The organism is Euzebyella marina (assembly GCF_003687485.1).
Lineage (GTDB): Bacteria > Bacteroidota > Bacteroidia > Flavobacteriales > Flavobacteriaceae > Euzebyella > Euzebyella marina.
Genome location: NZ_CP032050.1, coordinates 1,937,710 through 1,954,940, shown reverse-complemented (window position 1 = coordinate 1,954,940; position 17,231 = coordinate 1,937,710). Strand labels below are relative to the sequence as shown.

Genomic DNA, 17,231 nt, shown 5'->3' with positions numbered 1-17,231 from the left:
TAGTGTTTACTATAATTAAGGGTTAATTATTTTCTTCTTCGCTACCATCATTATCAAGAGCCGTGCCATCTTGCTCGGTATCTACCTCAATATCCATTATATCAGTATCCGAAAGGTCTTCTTCATCCTCCTTCATAACCTTGGCTACTGCTGCAATCGAATCATTACCTTTCAGGTTGATCAATCTAACACCTTGAGTAGCCCTACCCATTACCCTCAAATCTTCAACGCTCATTCGAATGGCGATACCAGACTTGTTGATAATCATCAAATCATCGGAATCGGATACGTTTTTAATTGCTACTAAACCACCGGTCTTATCGGTAATGGAAATAGTTTTAACGCCTTTTCCTCCCCTATTGGTAATTCGGTAATCTTCAATGCTAGAGCGTTTTCCGTAACCATTTTCGGAAACAACCAAGATGTTATCCTCAAAATCGTGCACCGATACCATACCTATGACCTCATCATTATCATCTGCCAAGGTAATACCCCTTACCCCGGAAGCATTTCTACCCATAGGTCTGGTCTTGCTTTCTTCAAAACGGATAGCCTTACCGGATTTCAATCCTAAGAAAATTTGACTAGTACCTGTGGTAAGTTTAGCTTCTAGAAGCTCATCATCTTCACGAATACCGATAGCGTTGATACCATTCTGTCTAGGCCGCGAATACTGTTCTAATGATGTCTTTTTGACAGTACCTTTCTTTGTGGCCATAATCACGTAATGGCTATTTACGTACTCTTCATCTTTTAAATCTTGGGTACAAATAAAGGCCTTTACGTTATCGTCTTGTTCGATATTGATCAAGTTTTGAATGGCCCTACCCTTCGAGGTTCTGCTTCCTTCAGGAATCTCGTAGACCCTCATCCAAAAACATTTACCTTTTTGGGTGAAGAAAAGCATGTATTGATGGTTCGTACCGACAAATAGGTACTCCAGAAAATCTTCGTTTCTTGTGGAAGATGCCTTTTGGCCTACTCCACCTCTATTTTGGGTTTTGTATTCGGAAAGAGGAGTTCTTTTAATGTAACCGGCATGTGATATTGTAATCACCACCTGCTCATTAGGAATCATATCTTCAATACTCAAGTCACCACCGGCCAAATTGATTTGCGACCTACGTTCATCACCATACTTCTCTTTAACCTCAAGAAGTTCATTTTTGATGATTTCCATTCTACGTTCCTTTTTGGCAAGAATATCCTTAAGGTCCGCAATGGTTTTAATGATTTCTTCGTATTCCGAACGCAACTTATCCTGCTCCAGTCCGGTCAGTTGTCTCAAACGCATTTCGACAATGGCCTTCGCTTGAATTTCAGAGAGCTTAAAGCGCTCCATCAATTTCTCCCGGGCTTCATCGGCATTTGATGAACCTCTGATAATGGCGATTACCTCGTCAATATTATCGGAAGCAATGATAAGACCTTCTAAGATGTGGGCCCTGTCTTCTGCCTTTTTCAGTTCGAATTGGGTACGTCTGACCACTACTTCATGGCGATGTTCCACGAAATAGTGGATCATCTCCTTAATATTCAGTAGCTCAGGACGTCCATTTACAAGTGCAATGTTGTTTACGCTAAAAGAAGATTGTAGCGCAGTGTACTTATATAAGGTATTGAGAACGATATTCGGTATGGCATCACGTTTAAGTATATAAACGATACGCATACCTTTTCTATCCGATTCATCACGAATACTTGATATACCCTCGATTTTCTTTTCATTGATCAGATCGGCCGTTTTCTTGATCATATCGGCCTTGTTGACCTGATAAGGTATTTCGGTTACCACGATACATTCACGGCCTTGAACCTCTTCGATAATGGCCTTTGCGCGGATTTTTACCCGGCCGCGACCTGTATGAAAAGCTTCTTTGACCCCATCGTAACCATATATAATACCTCCGGTCGGAAAATCAGGAGCTTTTATATAGGTCATGATCTCATCGACATCAATTTCGTTGTTGTCGATATAGGCTACCGTACCGTCTACCACTTCCGACAGGTTATGGGGCGGCATATTGGTCGCCATACCTACGGCAATACCGGAAGCACCATTGACCAAAAGGTTGGGTATTCTCGTCGGAAGAACCGTTGGCTCTTCGATGGTATCATCAAAATTAAGTTGATGGTCTACTGTATCTTTATCAATATCCGCCAGCATCTCCTCGGCAATCTTACGCATTCTTGCCTCTGTATATCGCATTGCTGCAGGGCTATCGCCATCAACAGAACCAAAGTTACCTTGACCGTCTACCAACATGTATCGAAGGCTCCATTCTTGGGCCATTCTTACCATGGTATCATAAACTGAAGAATCGCCGTGAGGGTGGTACTTACCCAAAACCTCACCCACGATACGAGCTGATTTTTTATGCGCACTGGTTGACCTAACTCCTAAATCATGCATCCCATAAAGGACCCTGCGATGAACAGGTTTCAGTCCGTCCCTGACATCAGGCAGGGCACGTGACACAATGACCGACATCGAGTAATCGATGTAGGCTGATTTCATTTCCTCTTCAATATTAATAGGAATCAGTTTTTCTCCTTCCGCCATATTAAAATCCTAATATTTTATTTTAGTTAAAAAAACATGCCAATATACGTAAAATCATGGCTTTCAAAGCAAACACGGGGTACTTTATTAAACATTTTATCAACATCACAAGGCCTTGAAACCATGTTCGTTTCAACGTTAAATATTTTGTAATTAGATTCTTTTTTCGTCAATTCATAGAACGTTATCTAATAATAGGTACACTATTTGCGTTAGATTGGTATAGTTTTACTAATTTTATAGATGAAAGGATAAGTTTTATGGATGATAATTTTTCACCAAGAGTTAAAGACGTAATCGCCTACAGTAAAGAGGAAGCACTGCGTTTGGGCCATGATTTCATCGGTACCGAACACCTCATGCTCGGGCTATTGCGCGACGGCAACGGTAAGGCTATCAGTATTTTGGATGCCCTGGAAGTTGACCTGGACCATCTCCGGCGAAAAGTCGAGATCTTGAGTCCGTCAAATCCGAATCCAAATAATATACAAAAAGACAAGAAGAACCTACACCTGACTCGTCAGGCTGAACGTGCCCTAAAAACAACGTTTTTAGAGGCCAAGTTGTTTCAAAGTTCTTCCATCAACACCGCACACCTGTTGCTGTGCATTTTAAGAAACGAGAACGACCCGACGACCAAACTTCTACATAAATTAAAGGTAGATTACGATGGCGTTAAAGAACAATTTAAGTTTATGATTACTAGTGATGATGATATTGTAGATGCTCCTACATCAGAATCTTTTCCTAGTGACAATGACGATAACGGAGATGGAAAAGATTCGGGTTCATTCGGTACTACTACGGGCCAAAAAGGCAGCAAGAAATCCAAGACTCCGGTCTTGGACAACTTTGGGCGTGACCTTACCCGTTTGGCCGAGGAAAACAAATTGGATCCCGTTGTTGGAAGGGAAAAAGAGATTGAGCGTGTTTCACAAATATTAAGTAGAAGAAAGAAAAACAACCCCCTATTGATAGGTGAGCCCGGTGTGGGTAAAAGTGCCATAGCAGAAGGTCTGGCATTAAGAATTATCAATAAGAAGGTTTCTCGTATTCTTTACAACAAACGAGTGGTAACACTTGACCTTGCTTCACTTGTGGCCGGTACCAAGTACCGTGGCCAATTTGAGGAAAGGATGAAAGCTGTTATGAACGAGCTTGAAAAGAACGACGATGTAATTCTTTTCATTGATGAGATTCATACCATTGTTGGTGCTGGTGGAGCAACGGGTAGCTTAGATGCTTCCAACATGTTCAAACCGGCATTGGCCAGAGGTGAAATTCAATGTATCGGGGCTACTACACTTGATGAGTACAGACAATATATCGAAAAAGACGGCGCCTTAGAAAGACGTTTTCAAAAAGTTATCGTCGAGCCAACTTCGGTTGAAGAGACCATTGAAATTCTTCATAACATCAAAGCGAAGTATGAGGATCATCATAATGTCAATTACACCGATGAAGCTATCACGGCCTGCGTTAAGTTGACAAACAGGTATATGACTGACCGCTTTTTGCCGGACAAGGCTATCGACGCTCTTGACGAAGCAGGTTCACGTGTTCATATTGTTAATATGGATGTACCTAAACAGATTCTAGAACTCGAGAAAAAGCTGGAAGATGTAAGGGAACTTAAGAACAGTGTCGTTAAAAAGCAAAAATATGAAGAGGCTGCCAAGCTAAGAGACGATGAAAAGCGCATCGAAAAAGAGTTGGCAGTGGCCCAGGAGAAGTGGGAAGAAGATAGTAAACAGCACAAAGAGACGGTTACCGAAGATAACGTTGCCGATGTAGTATCGATGATGAGCGGTATTCCCGTAAATAGAATCGCCCAGACCGAAAGCAATAAACTGGCCGGTCTACCAGACCTGATCAAATCAAATGTAATTGGTCAAGATGAGGCTGTAGCAAAAGTGGCCAAGGCCATTCAGCGAAACAGGGCTGGTTTAAAAGACCCTAACAAGCCGATTGGATCTTTCATTTTCTTAGGTCAAACAGGTGTTGGTAAGACCCAACTTGCGAAAGTGCTTGCCAAAGAATTATTCGATTCTGAAGATGCATTGATTAGAATAGATATGAGCGAATACATGGAGAAATTTGCGATATCTAGATTAGTTGGTGCACCTCCGGGATATGTTGGGTATGAAGAAGGTGGTCAATTGACCGAAAAGGTTAGACGCAAGCCTTATTCCGTAGTTCTATTGGATGAGGTCGAAAAGGCACACCCGGATGTATTCAACATGCTTTTGCAAGTTTTGGATGATGGCTACCTTACCGATAGTTTGGGAAGAAAAATCGACTTTAGAAATACCATTATCATCATGACATCCAACATTGGAGCCCGCAAGTTGAAAGACTTTGGTCAAGGTGTAGGTTTTGGTACTTCTGCCATGAAGGCTCAAGAAGAAAGTCATCAAAAAAGTGTCATTGAAGGAGCGCTAAAAAAAGCCTTTGCACCTGAATTTTTGAACAGAATCGATGATGTAATTGTGTTCAATCCCCTCGAGCGAGAAGATATACATAGAATCATCGATATTGAACTGAGAAAGTTATTTGCAAGAATTAAAGATATAGGCTACGACCTCAAATTGAGTGAAAAAGCCAAAGACTATATTGCCGATAAAGGTTTTGACAAACAATACGGTGCACGACCTTTGAAAAGGGCCATTCAGAAATATATCGAAGATGCCCTGGCCGAAGAAATCGTGAATTCAAAGTTAGATGAAGGAGACACGATTCTGATGGATTTTGATGAGAAGAAAGAAGAACTGACCATCAAGATAAATAAACCTGAGAAGTCTTCTAAAACGGAATAAAGCCGTAAGAAATTATAGATGAGGGAGTCGCAAAATACGACTCCCTTTTTTTATGCCTTTTATCTATCAAGTAAGAAAGTAATCACAGGCTATGGTCAAGTTGAGCAGATAAAACGATATTTAAGCTTTTAATCTAATAATTTTCAGTTTGCTGCAACTGGCATCTACTTTCGTCTCGAACACTATAATCTTATTGGAATGAAAGTGAGGCGACCGAAAAAGACAATTATTGTCAGGGAGTATCAGTTAGATGTTGGAAAAGTACAGGTATATGAAAACTTCATGGTGGCATTATTTGACGAGGGAGCAACCCTTACCTTAGAAAGAATGTACCAGATTATCGGTATCTCGGAAATTCACTTCAGAAACAAAAACTTTGGCTACATAAGCCTTAGAAAGCATTCATTTGCAGTTGACCCTACAATTTATACCTATTTAAGGCAATTGGAAAACCTAAAAGCATTTGCCATTGTAAGTGTCAAAGAAATTGATATGCACAATTTTAAGATTGAAAAACTCTTCTACAAAAAACCGATGAAGTTTTTTATAGAGTACGAGAACGCCCTTAAATGGGTAAAAAGAAGAGTGATTGCTCAATCTTGTTAAACTGGAAAGGCCAAGCCTAAACCTGCTCCCTATTTAGGCTTGAGCTTATTCATTACCATCTTCCTCGGCAGAAACTTTTTCCTCTACTTTAAACAAGTCTAAAAACGCCGGCCCTATTCCCTCAATAACATCTGTTGCCAAAAGAGCCTGATAGCCTGTATTTTCAACCGTTATATCTCCAGAACGCCCATGTAGGTATACCCCTAGCAGCGCCGCTTGCAGTGGTTCATAACCTTGAGCGATCAGCCCCGTTATCATTCCGGTAAGTACATCTCCCGTTCCGCCCGTGGCCATACCTGGGTTTCCCGTAGTATTCACGTATCCTTTGTTTTTATATATGATAATTGTATGGGCTCCTTTAATTACCAATACACAATCATGCTTATCTGAAAATACCTTGGCCTTTTCTAACTTATCAAAATCGTCTTTCCAAGAACCAATCAATCTCTCTAACTCCTTCGGATGCGGAGTCAATACCGCTTGGCCAGGTAGATACTTTAATAAATCTTTGTGTTGAGCTATAAGATTAAGCGCATCTGCATCAACGACTACGGGCCGCTTATAATCCTTTAAAAAATTGGCGATTGCTTCTGAAGTACCTTCTTTGGTTCCCATTCCCACACCGAGACCAACTGCTGTTGGCTCAATAGACAGTTCTATTTCTGAAATATGCGAATCTTCATTGTCCGTAATCACCATAGCTTCAGGAATAGCCGTCTGCAACGGAATATAGCCACATTTGGGAATGTAAACCGTTACCAAACCACTACCCACACGCAAGCATGACCGCGCAGCAAGTTGTACGGCTCCCATCTTCCCATAGCTTCCTCCAATAATTAAGCTGTGGCCGTAAGTACCTTTGTGCGAATATTTCTCCCTAGGCCGGTAGAAAGGTAAAATTTCATTTTTCCCGATCAATGAATAATCTGTGTCGGTTTCAAACAAAAACTGTTTGTCCAATCCAATATCCAAAACCTCCCATTGAACCGTATATTTACCGGTTTGCGGAAGGAAAAATACAAGTTTAGGCACTTGAAAACTTAAGGTATAATTGGCCTTGAGAACATCTTTTTCCCTCTTGGGAACACTTTCGGTGAAGAGTCCCGAGGGTATATCCACAGCTAAAACAAATGCCTTGGTACTCTCTAAATGTTCAAATAGATTACCGACCCATTCATCAGGTGCCCTGTTGAGGCCAATACCGAAAATGGCATCTACAATAATTTCCTCTTCTTTAATTGGAGGCCACTCACTTCCTTCCTCTAAAAAGTTGGGCCAAATTTTACGCTCTTTTAATCTTTCTAGGTTCGTTAAAAAATCTTTCGAACGCTTCTTGCTATAATTCACCACGTAAACTTCAATATTATAGCCATGGTCTTGCAAATGCCTGGCAAGGGCCAGACCGTCGCCCCCATTATTGCCAATTCCGCAAAAAAGATGAATTTTGACTTGGGCGCCTTGCATTCTTAAATGCAACCAGTTAAAAAGTTGAATGGCCGCCCGCTCCATCAGTTCATCGCTAGTAATATTTTGTTTTTCAATTGTGAATTTATCGGCAGCATAGACTTGTTCGGCAGTGAAAAGCTTCATTCAGTAAGAAATTTTGACAATTGTTGAAGATTATGTAAAATTTTATCGTTTCATTTGATTAGGTCATCAAAAGTACTACTTTTGAGTCTTTATTTTAGGTATGTTCTTGAGCAACCCACATAGAAATAAGACATTTACGCCATTTACCAATGGATGCACCGCTATTACCGGTACCACTACCCCTTTGGGGTAAGAAGCTATATATTTCTCCGTTTTTGCGCTATTTAGTGCTTTTTTCAATCAAGTCTCTTTTAATATTTATTTAGATGAAAGTCTTAAAATTCGGTGGCACTTCGGTTGCCAACGCTACCAATATCAACCTGGTCAAAGAAATTGTAGCTCATTCAGGTTCTAACAAAATAGTCGTGGTCGTTTCAGCACTCGGGGGAATAACCGATTTACTGCTCGATGCCGCTCATTTAGCGTCCTCACAAAGTGAAGGATACCAATCTGTTTTCAAGGAAATTGAAGACAGACATCTCAGCACGGTCAAAGAACTTATTAACATTAATTCTCAAAGTAAAGTATTAAGTAAGGTAAAAAGCGAGCTCAATTCATTGGAAACTTTGCTGGAAGGAGCTTTTCTAATCGGCGAAATCACTCCTCGCCTATCGGACAAAATAGTAAGCTATGGCGAACTATTATCGTCATATATCATTAGTGAATATTTTGTAGAATCAGGGCTAGACTGTGCATATGTAGACAGTAGAACCCTTATAAAAACAGACGACCATAACGAAAAAGCTTCGGTCAATTTTAAATTGACGAATCAAAATTGTCAAGAACATTTTGCAGAGGCCAAAAGCACTGTTTCCGTAATGGGCGGTTTTATCGCTTCTTCCGAAAAGGGCAACTCGACCACATTGGGGCGAGGTGGTTCAGATTATACTGCCGCTATCGTTGCTGCAGCCTTAGATGCAGCTGTGTTAGAGATTTACACTGATGTTAGCGGAATGTATACTGCCAACCCAAAATTAGTAAAACAAGCGAAGGCCATACCTCATATCTCATACGAGGAAGCTATGGAGCTTTCCCATTTTGGGGCCAAGGTTTTATACCCGCCCACTATACAACCAGTTTTAAGCAAAGGAATATCCATTCACATCAAGAATACTTTTGAGCCTAACAATGCCGGAACCCTAATTACTAAAAACAAGAACGAGAAAGGCAAAACCGTTAGAGGTATTACCCATGTGGGAAATATGGCCTTGCTTTCTCTTGAAGGCCCGGGTATGGTTGGTATTCCGGGTATTTCAAAGCGTTTTTTCGAGGTTTTGTCACAACATGACATTAGCGTCGTTTTTATTACGCAAGCCTCTTCTGAGCACTCTATCTGTGTTGGTATTTCAGCGAATGATATTGAAAAGGCCGTAGAAATTGTCAATGAAGCTTTTGAAGTTGAAATCGAAAGGGGAAAAATAAAACCTGCCATTGCCGAAACCGAATTGGCCATTATCGCCTTGGTTGGAGACAATATGAAAAAACACCAAGGTTTGAGCGGTAAAATGTTTAGTACCCTCGGGCGAAACAATGTTAATATTCGCGCTATTGCACAAGGTGCCTCCGAACGTAACATTTCGGCCGTAATCAATGAAGGAGATGTAAAAAAGGCCTTGAACGCCTTGCACGAAGAGTTTTTTGAAGAGAATGTAAAACAGCTGAACCTTTTTGTCATGGGTGTGGGTAACGTTGGTTCGAAATTCTTGGAACAGATTCGACAGCAGCGCTCTTATCTCAAAGAAAAATTGAAATTGAATATTCGAGTTATCGGAATATCCAATTCAAGAACCATGCACTTTGATGAGAACGGAATTTCCCTTTCCGATTGGCAAAACAAATTGAATAGCGGTGAAAAGGCCAATAAATCAAAGTTTTACGAGCACGTTCAAAAACTAAACTTCCGCAATAGTATTTTCGTCGATAATACCGCGAGCAGTGAAGTTGCTTCTACTTATAGTTCTTATTTAGGTAATAGCATTTCGGTGGTTACCTGCAATAAAATCGCCTGTTCATCAGAATTTGACAATTACCAAAATCTGAAGGATCTTGCCCGAGAATATAATGCGCCGTTCCTTTTTGAGACCAATGTTGGTGCTGGCCTACCTATTATTGACACTTTAAAACATTTGATAGCATCAGGTGATAAAGTATTGAAAATACAGGCCGTTCTTTCTGGTAGCCTGAATTTTGTATTCAATAATTTTAACGACCAGACTACTTTTCACGACATTGTTAAACAGGCTCAAGAAGAAGGCTATACAGAACCTGACCCGAAAATTGATTTGAGCGGTATCGACGTTATGAGAAAAATATTGATTTTGGCACGTGAAAGTGGCAATCGCCTTGAAATCGACGATATCAAAAACAATAGCTTTTTACCGGAAGAAAGCCTCAATACCGACAATAATGATGATTTCTTTGCCTCATTGAAGAAATACGAAAGTAGTTTTCAGGAAATGTTTGCCAAGGCTTCTGCAGCCAGTAGTAAGTTAAAATATGTGGCTCAATATGAAAACGGACAAGCAAGTGTAGGACTTCAAGAAATACCAAAAGGCCATGATTTTTATAATCTCGAAGGAAGTGACAACATCGTTCTTTTTTACACAGAAAGATACCCGAATCAACCTATGATTATTAAGGGTGCCGGTGCCGGTGCCGATGTAACCGCTTCCGGTATCTTTGCCGATATCATTAGAATAGGAAATTTCTAGATCATGAAAGAAAACGAATTACGAATTTTTTGTCCTGCTACCATTGCCAATGTTTCCTGTGGTTTTGATGTATTGGGGGCAGCCCTTGATTCGGTCGGAGATGAAATGGTCGTTAGAAAGGTTCCGGAGAAAGGAATTAAGATTACCAAGCTTGTCGGTCAAGATCTTCCTATGGAAACCAATCAAAATGTCGCTGGTGTGGCCGGTTTGGCCCTTTTGGCCGAGAGTGGTTCCAATGAAGGTTTTGAAATAGAAATATACAAGAAAATTAAGGCCGGCAGTGGCATTGGTAGTAGTGCAGCTAGCTCTACTGGTGCAGTGTGGGCTATTAATGACCTGCTCGGAAGGCCTTTTTCGACACTTGAACTGGTCAAGTTCGCTATGGAAGGTGAGCGATTGGCAAGTGGCGTAGCTCATGCCGATAATGTAGCCCCTGCCCTCTTTGGTGGTTTTACATTGGTTCGTAGCTATGAACCACTTGATGTTATACCCATTCATAGCCCCAGCGAACTTTATGCCACGGTCATTCATCCTCAGATAGAGGTGCGAACTTCCGACTCACGTAAAATATTAAAAACGCATATCAACCTGGCAGACGGGATCAAACAATGGGGCAATCTAGGAGGTTTAGTTGCAGGGCTTTATACGGAAGACTACGATTTGATAGGCCGCTCTCTGGTCGATCATATTGTTGAGCCCATCCGCTCTATATTAATTCCGGGCTTTGATAAGATTAAATCGGTATCAAAAGAAGCTGGGGCGCTAGGTTCTGGTATCTCAGGCTCAGGGCCAAGCATTTTTGCTTTTAGCAAAGGAGAGGCTACTGCCCAAAAAGTGGGGGAAGCCATGAAACAGGTCTATCAGAAAATCGGCATCGACTACGATGTTCATGTGTCTAAAATAAATTCTCAAGGAATAAAGATTTTACAGTAAATGAAATTCTATAGCTTAAATAAAAAAGCACCAGCGGTATCTTTCAAAGAAGCGGTGATTCGAGGGATAGCTCCCGATAAGGGACTCTATTTTCCTGAAAGCTTCACGCCTTTGCCCGACTCTTTTTTCGAACAGATTGAAGAGCTTTCAAAAGAGGAAATTGCCTTCAACGCCATTCATCAGTTCGTGAGCGAGGAAATACCGAACGATGAGCTTCGCGAAATCTTAAAGAACACCCTAGATTTTGATTTTCCGGTGGTAGAGATTGAAGAGAACGTAGCCACACTTGAGCTATTTCATGGCCCGACAATGGCTTTCAAAGACGTAGGCGCACGCTTTATGGCCCAATGTCTTGGGTACTTTTCGAAAGGCGAGAAGAATGAGGTAACGGTTTTGGTCGCTACTTCCGGTGATACCGGTGGTGCGGTTGCGAACGGTTTTTTAGGGGTAGATGGAGTTAAAGTGGTCATTTTATACCCTAGCGGAAAAGTCAGCGATATTCAAGAGCGTCAATTGACCACGTTAGGTCAAAACATTACAGCCTTAGAGGTTGACGGTACTTTTGACGATTGCCAAAAAATGGTCAAAACCGCTTTTTTAGATGATTCCATTTTAAGTGAAATGAAATTGACCTCGGCCAATTCGATAAACGTGGCTCGATGGTTGCCCCAAATGTTCTATTTTCTTTTTGCATATAAACAAGCTAAAAAGCAGGGAAAACCGATTGTCTTTTCTACACCCTCTGGTAATTTCGGAAACATCTGCGCCGGTCTGGTCGCTCAAAAATTAGGTATGCCGGTCGACCATTTTATTGCCGCTACCAATGTAAACGATACGGTGCCACAATTCATGGTTACCAAAGAGTATACGCCCAAACCTTCTAAAGCTACTATTTCTAATGCAATGGATGTAGGAGATCCGAGCAATTTTATTCGCATAAGGCACCTTTTTGATGATAATTTTGAAAAGCTCTCCGACAATCTGTCCTCCAGTTCTTTTACAGATGACGAGACCCGTTCGGCGATGTCAGCCATTTATGATAAAAGCGGTTACGTTGCCGACCCACATGGGGCTGTGGGCTATTTAGGCTTGAAAAAATACCAGGAAAATCATGAGGATACTTATGGCATTTTCCTTGAAACTGCCCATCCCGTTAAGTTTTTAGATGTTGTAGAGAAAACCATAGATAAAAAAGTGCCCATTCCCGAGCAAATCGAAAAGGTAATGGACAAGGAGAAAAAGTCTATCAAAATAAAGTCTTACGACGAGTTAAAAGGCTTTCTTTTAAATCAATAAAAAAGAGACCCCTTGCGGGGTCTTTTTTATTTTCTATTAAAGCAACTTAAATCAGTACGTTTTACCTGATAGGTAAATACGATATCAACTGAAAACCTATTAGTTAAAAGAAAACTTTCTGATAAAGAAGAGTTAATCTGAACTTAATGCTTATTAAGCTTCTTCTAAATAACTTAGAATGTAGTCATTAAATTAGACTAGTATGATTGCTATTTGGCAAATAACATTATTGATTTTAGCGATAATTTTGGTCTATTCTTTATACAAGCTTTTCAAAAAATCGAAACGAAAAGAATTTAGAGATGATTAATAAAAATAGCGGAATACCAATGTTACCTTAGAATTTCAACTTCAAAACCCAGAAGAACTCTATAAATCTTTAATTTACTTTTTTAAAAATTGCCGAAAAACTATAATTATTCCTACCTGAGTTATCCTTGAAAATACCGGTATTTTCAATAAGAAGCTGAGAATTCCGAACCTTGAGCTTCATCACATGCTCCGCATAATCTAAATGCCAAATGGCCATTGCGTGATTAAAGGGTAGTAGATTCGCTTCATTGTCAACGCTGTCGCTTATTAGAAAGAGTACTACTTCACCCAATTCACAATCTTTTGGAGCACATTTACCAAATGCTCGAACCGTTAGTTTACCTGAATTTTCAATAACCAGTCGAGTAACATTTTTAGAATTAGGGTCGGTATTGACCCACTCCCCTAAATATTCTTGGATTAACTTCTCTTTCAAATCCATTGCTTCCTGTCCCCAACCTGAAGTGGTCAACGTCACAGCCAGCACTAAAAATAAAATGAGGTTTGCGCTTGATTTAATTTCCGTACTTATCATAGTTCCCTATAAATATTAGTTCTGCCATGAGTCAATTTTCACGGAATCATCTTAGTCCTTTTGTTTATAATACAATTTAAACTCAATAAATCTTCTTTTATCCCTGGTATCAAGTTAAGATTAATCCAACTCGGGCAAATTAAATTTATCTAAAGGGCTTGGTTGTGCCATTATGGTCTCGATGGCCTCTGTAGTTCGGGGTGCCATAGCCGATAGATTATACGGCCCTTCCTCCGTAATCAAAATATCATCTTCAATTCGCACGGCAATGCCCCACCATTTTTTGTCACAATCGCTACCTTCAGGTATATAAATTCCCGGCTCAACCGTTATCACTGTATTCGGCTTAAAAGCCCTATAGGTGCCTTTATCATGAACATCAAGCCCCAAATAGTGCGAAGTACCATGAGGGAAATAAATACGGGCTTCTTCTTCCTTTTGAATAATTCCCAACTTCAACAAACCCTCGGTAACCACTTTACTGGCCGCCTGACCCGGAGCCTGAAAAGGAGCGCCAACGACACTGGCCATAATACCGGCTTCTTGAGCGTTATAAACGATGTCATAAATCTGCTTCTGCTCTTTGGTAAACTTTCCGTTGGCGGGTATGGTGCGGGTTACATCAGCTGTATACCCGTGATATTCCGCCCCCAAATCCATCAATACCAAATCATTGCCGACTTTTGGTTTATTGTTTTCAATGTAATGTAAAATGCATCCATTATTTCCTCCTCCAACTATAGAAGGATACCCTTCATACTCCGCACCATATTTTTTATAGACATATTCATGAACCCCTTGAATTTCAGTTTCCGACATATTTGGGTGCATGGCCTTCATCACTTCTACTTGGCCGACCGCTGAAATTTCAATGGCTTTTTTTAAGAGTACCATTTCCTCTTCAGATTTGGTTTCCCTAAGCGTTGCCATAATTTCACCCAATAGCGCCGAGTTCAGATTATGAGCCGATAGTTTTAATGACACTTTTTCTTTGATATCGGTTCTAGTTTCATCATTGGAAGCATTGACAAACCCGTTCAAAAGCTCATCTTCTTTTAGGCTTTCATCTCGATTTAAATACCTACCTAGAATCTGGGCAACATTAGCACTGTTTTCAACTTCGGTCGATTTGATCATCTGATACAACTGTTGCTTTCCTGCATCATAATCAGAAGGGTAGTTGGTCTTTGCCTTGAAACTGGTAATTAAATCGAATAAGTCGGCTTCGTCTCTAGAGTCTCGCACATCATTATCAAAATCAAAGAAAAGTACATTGTCGAAACTCTTTAAATCGATATTCGAAGTTGCGAACTCACTACCATTATATACTTTACTAAAACCTAAAAGTTCTTTTGCACCTTCAACTCCTAATCGTTTTCCATTCCATTGTTCGGCCCTGGGGTCTCTTTCTTGCACGTACAGAATTTCATTATAAGTGCCCTCTTGCCCATTTTGCATCTCAGAGAAAATCATTAAAACGGCATTAGGTTCATGATACCCCGTCAAATAATAAAAATCGGGATCTTGATGATAGACATAATCAACATCGTTGGCCCTATTTCTGACAGGGTTGGCAAAAAAAACGGCCACGCTATTTGGGGGCATCATTTCTCTTACCGCTTGCCTTCTTCCCTCGTGAAAATCAGCGGGCAAAAAATCGGTCGGCCTATCTTGGGCCTTTGCCAATTGCATTGATAAGGCGACGAGCACTAAGAGTATTATCTTTTTATAGTTCATAACGGTTATAATTTTCAGATGTACGTGTATTCTTAACTTTTTCAAATATTATGCTAAACATAACAAATTGAGCTTATTCAAAACCTAATTTATTCAATAGATTTGCACAACTCTAATATGCAAAGTTACAATGAAAAATACAGCCCTTACCTCAACACACATTGATTTGGGAGCTAAAATGGTTCCGTATGCCGGGTATCAAATGCCGGTTTCTTACGATGGCGTGAACATCGAGCATGAAACCGTAAGAAACGGGGTAGGCGTTTTTGACGTTTCGCATATGGGGGAGTTTTTAATCGAGGGACCGAAAGCATTGGAACTTATTCAAAAAGTAAGCTCTAATGATGCTTCAAAATTAACCGTAGGAAAGGCACAGTATAGTTACTTGCCAAATGAAAAAGGAGGTATCGTTGATGATTTGATTGTTTACCGAGTAAAAGACGAAACCTATCTTTTGGTGGTAAACGCGGCCAATATCGAAAAGGACTGGAACCATATTTCTAAATATAATACCGAGGTAGGTGCGGAAATGCGAAACATCTCCGACGGATTTTCCCTTTTGGCCATTCAAGGACCGAAAGCGGTCGAGGCCATGCAATCGTTAACCTCGGTAGACCTCTCTAAAATTAAATTTTACAATTTTGAAGTTGCCGACTTTGCAGGTATCGAGTATGTGATTATTTCAGCTACTGGATATACTGGTTCCGGCGGATTTGAAATCTATTGTAAGAACAGCGAGGTACAACAAATCTGGGATAAGGTTTTTGAAGCTGGTGCCGATTTCGGAATCAAACCGATAGGCCTAGCGGCCAGAGATACCCTACGACTGGAAATGGGCTATTGCCTTTACGGAAATGACATAAATGAAGACACATCACCGCTTGAAGCCGGTCTGGGATGGATTACCAAGTTTACCAAAGAGTTTGTCAACAGTGAAAATTTGCTCAAAGAGAAAGAAAATGGTGTAAAAAATAAATTGGTTGCCTTTGAATTAGATGATCGAGGTATACCAAGGCAAGGTTATGATATTGTAGATAATGATGGCCAAGCCATTGGCACCGTCACATCTGGCACCATGTCACCCAGCTTGAACAAAGGTATTGGCATGGGTTATGTACCGGCCGACAGGTCTCAAGTGGGTACCAAAATCAATATTCAAATTAGAAAGAAAGCGGTGCCGGCCACCATTGTAAAACTTCCGTTCTATAAAGTTTAATGATCGATTTTCAAGGTATATTACATAAAGTCTATTCAGAGATTGGCAACCGTCAAGAGCGGGGAAAAGTAGCCACCTATATACCTGAGTTGGGCGATATTGACATTAATAAGTTTGGCATTCATTTGGTCGATTCTGCAAAAAATGAATATTCAGAGGGCCATTCGCAAGAGAAATTTTCCATACAAAGTATATCGAAAGTATTGTCATTAACCAGGGCGCTAAGCCTAGTGGGCGAAAAACTATGGAGTAGGGTCGATGTTGAACCTTCCGGAGACCCTTTTAATCATCTATCCCTCTTAGAACAAGAAAATGGTATACCTCGTAACCCATTAATCAACGCAGGTGCCATTGTGGTTGCCGATGTTCTGGTATCTGAATTAAAAAATGCCAAAGTCGAATTTCTCGATTTTATAAGGAGGATTGCCAATGATCCCAGTATAGACTACAATCTAGCGGTTGCCAAAAGTGAAAAAAATACCGGATTTCGAAATTTCGCCGCTGCCAACCTTTTGAAATCTTATAGCAATCTCAAAAATAACGTTGATGAAGTGCTTGACTTCTATTTTCATCAGTGCTCATTGGAAATGAATTGCGCGCAATTGGCAGAAACCTTCTTTTTGTTCAGTAATAGAGGCCATTGCATACAAGACCAAAAGTTTTTAAGCGTTAATCAAGTAAAGAGAATCAACGCCTTGATGCTAACTTGTGGTTTTTATGATGAGGCGGGAGAATTTGCCTTCGAGGTAGGATTACCGGGAAAAAGTGGAGTCGGTGGAGGTATCGTAGCGTTATTACCGAACAAATTTACGGTAGCTACTTGGTCACCGGGCCTGAATAAAAAAGGGAATTCAAAGTTAGGTATGGAAGCTTTGGAAATGTTGACTACCGAAACCGGATTATCTATTTTTTAATT

General features: G+C 40.4%; 12 protein-coding genes. 7 read left to right on the top strand and 5 right to left on the bottom strand.

Annotation, left to right across the window (positions count from 1 at the left end; genetic code table 11):
* Positions 1-22: 22 nt before the first annotated feature.
* A complete protein-coding gene (gene gyrA / locus D1013_RS08170; protein WP_121848365.1) occupies positions 23-2,563 on the bottom strand; it encodes a DNA gyrase subunit A in 2,541 nt (846 codons plus the stop codon).
* Between the two features lie 260 nt (positions 2,564-2,823).
* Here gyrA and D1013_RS08165 point away from each other — a divergent pair, with 260 nt between their 5' ends.
* Together D1013_RS08165 and D1013_RS08160 are read left to right on the top strand one after the other, a co-directional pair.
* Complete coding sequence (locus D1013_RS08165; protein ID WP_121848364.1) at positions 2,824-5,379, top strand: ATP-dependent Clp protease ATP-binding subunit; 2,556 nt, start codon at positions 2,824-2,826, stop codon at positions 5,377-5,379.
* A gap of 198 nt (positions 5,380-5,577) precedes the next feature.
* Positions 5,578-5,985 carry an STAS/SEC14 domain-containing protein gene (locus tag D1013_RS08160; protein ID WP_121848363.1) on the top strand — a complete coding sequence of 136 codons (408 nt, stop codon included), beginning with the start codon at positions 5,578-5,580 and terminating at the stop codon, positions 5,983-5,985.
* A 45-nt stretch (positions 5,986-6,030) separates the two neighbouring features.
* On the opposite strand, the gene D1013_RS08155 is transcribed toward D1013_RS08160, so the two are convergent.
* Complete coding sequence (locus D1013_RS08155) at positions 6,031-7,575, bottom strand: NAD(P)H-hydrate dehydratase (RefSeq protein WP_121848362.1); 1,545 nt, start codon at positions 7,573-7,575, stop codon at positions 6,031-6,033.
* A gap of 75 nt (positions 7,576-7,650) precedes the next feature.
* Positions 7,651-7,815 (bottom strand): hypothetical protein, encoded by a 165-nt coding sequence (locus D1013_RS20330; RefSeq protein ID WP_162987844.1) that lies wholly within the window; start codon positions 7,813-7,815, stop codon positions 7,651-7,653.
* 26 nt (positions 7,816-7,841) lie between these two features.
* On the opposite strand from D1013_RS20330, the gene thrA reads away from it, so the two are divergent.
* The 3 genes from thrA to thrC are packed head-to-tail and all read left to right on the top strand — an operon-like array spanning position 7,842 to position 12,515.
* Complete coding sequence (thrA, locus tag D1013_RS08150; protein ID WP_121848361.1) at positions 7,842-10,286, top strand: bifunctional aspartate kinase/homoserine dehydrogenase I; 2,445 nt, start codon at positions 7,842-7,844, stop codon at positions 10,284-10,286.
* Between the two features lie 3 nt (positions 10,287-10,289).
* Entirely contained in the window at positions 10,290-11,219 is a 930-nt protein-coding gene (locus D1013_RS08145) for a homoserine kinase (protein ID WP_121848360.1), read from the top strand.
* Entirely contained in the window at positions 11,220-12,515 is a 1,296-nt protein-coding gene (thrC, locus tag D1013_RS08140) for a threonine synthase (protein ID WP_121848359.1), read from the top strand.
* A gap of 379 nt (positions 12,516-12,894) precedes the next feature.
* Here the strand turns inward: thrC and D1013_RS08135 are convergent, their stop codons facing one another.
* Both D1013_RS08135 and D1013_RS08130 read right to left on the bottom strand, forming a co-directional pair.
* Positions 12,895-13,362: a hypothetical protein gene (locus tag D1013_RS08135; RefSeq protein ID WP_121848358.1), complete on the bottom strand. Its 468-nt coding sequence runs from the start codon at positions 13,360-13,362 to the stop codon at positions 12,895-12,897.
* A gap of 120 nt (positions 13,363-13,482) precedes the next feature.
* On the bottom strand, positions 13,483-15,099 hold the full coding sequence (locus tag D1013_RS08130) for an aminopeptidase P N-terminal domain-containing protein (protein ID WP_121850660.1): 1,617 nt from the start codon (positions 15,097-15,099) through the stop codon (positions 13,483-13,485).
* Positions 15,100-15,229: 130 nt separating this feature from the next.
* On the opposite strand from D1013_RS08130, the gene gcvT reads away from it, so the two are divergent.
* Together gcvT and D1013_RS08120 are read left to right on the top strand one after the other, a co-directional pair.
* The gene (gcvT, locus tag D1013_RS08125; protein WP_121848357.1) at positions 15,230-16,315 is read left to right on the top strand and encodes a glycine cleavage system aminomethyltransferase GcvT; all 1,086 of its coding nucleotides are present in this window, start codon (positions 15,230-15,232) and stop codon (positions 16,313-16,315) included.
* Positions 16,315-17,229 (top strand): glutaminase, encoded by a 915-nt coding sequence (locus D1013_RS08120; protein WP_121848356.1) that lies wholly within the window; start codon positions 16,315-16,317, stop codon positions 17,227-17,229. Before gcvT ends, D1013_RS08120 begins: the two co-directional genes overlap by 1 nt.
* The last annotated feature ends 2 nt before the right edge of the window (positions 17,230-17,231 follow it).

What these genes read in the sequence shown, in the direction of transcription:
- D1013_RS08155 (WP_121848362.1), bottom strand. Translation starts at nt 7,575, where the DNA reads ATGAAGCTTTTCACTGCCGAACAAGTCTATGCTGCCGATAAATTCACA.
- D1013_RS08160 (WP_121848363.1), top strand. Translation starts at nt 5,578, where the DNA reads ATGAAAGTGAGGCGACCGAAAAAGACAATTATTGTCAGGGAGTATCAG.
- D1013_RS08145 (WP_121848360.1), top strand. Translation starts at nt 10,290, where the DNA reads ATGAAAGAAAACGAATTACGAATTTTTTGTCCTGCTACCATTGCCAAT.
- D1013_RS08120 (WP_121848356.1), top strand. Translation starts at nt 16,315, where the DNA reads ATGATCGATTTTCAAGGTATATTACATAAAGTCTATTCAGAGATTGGC.
- gyrA (WP_121848365.1), bottom strand. Translation starts at nt 2,563, where the DNA reads ATGGCGGAAGGAGAAAAACTGATTCCTATTAATATTGAAGAGGAAATG.
- D1013_RS08165 (WP_121848364.1), top strand. Translation starts at nt 2,824, where the DNA reads ATGGATGATAATTTTTCACCAAGAGTTAAAGACGTAATCGCCTACAGT.
- D1013_RS08135 (WP_121848358.1), bottom strand. Translation starts at nt 13,362, where the DNA reads ATGATAAGTACGGAAATTAAATCAAGCGCAAACCTCATTTTATTTTTA.
- thrC (WP_121848359.1), top strand. Translation starts at nt 11,220, where the DNA reads ATGAAATTCTATAGCTTAAATAAAAAAGCACCAGCGGTATCTTTCAAA.
- thrA (WP_121848361.1), top strand. Translation starts at nt 7,842, where the DNA reads ATGAAAGTCTTAAAATTCGGTGGCACTTCGGTTGCCAACGCTACCAAT.
- D1013_RS08130 (WP_121850660.1), bottom strand. Translation starts at nt 15,099, where the DNA reads ATGAACTATAAAAAGATAATACTCTTAGTGCTCGTCGCCTTATCAATG.
- gcvT (WP_121848357.1), top strand. Translation starts at nt 15,230, where the DNA reads ATGAAAAATACAGCCCTTACCTCAACACACATTGATTTGGGAGCTAAA.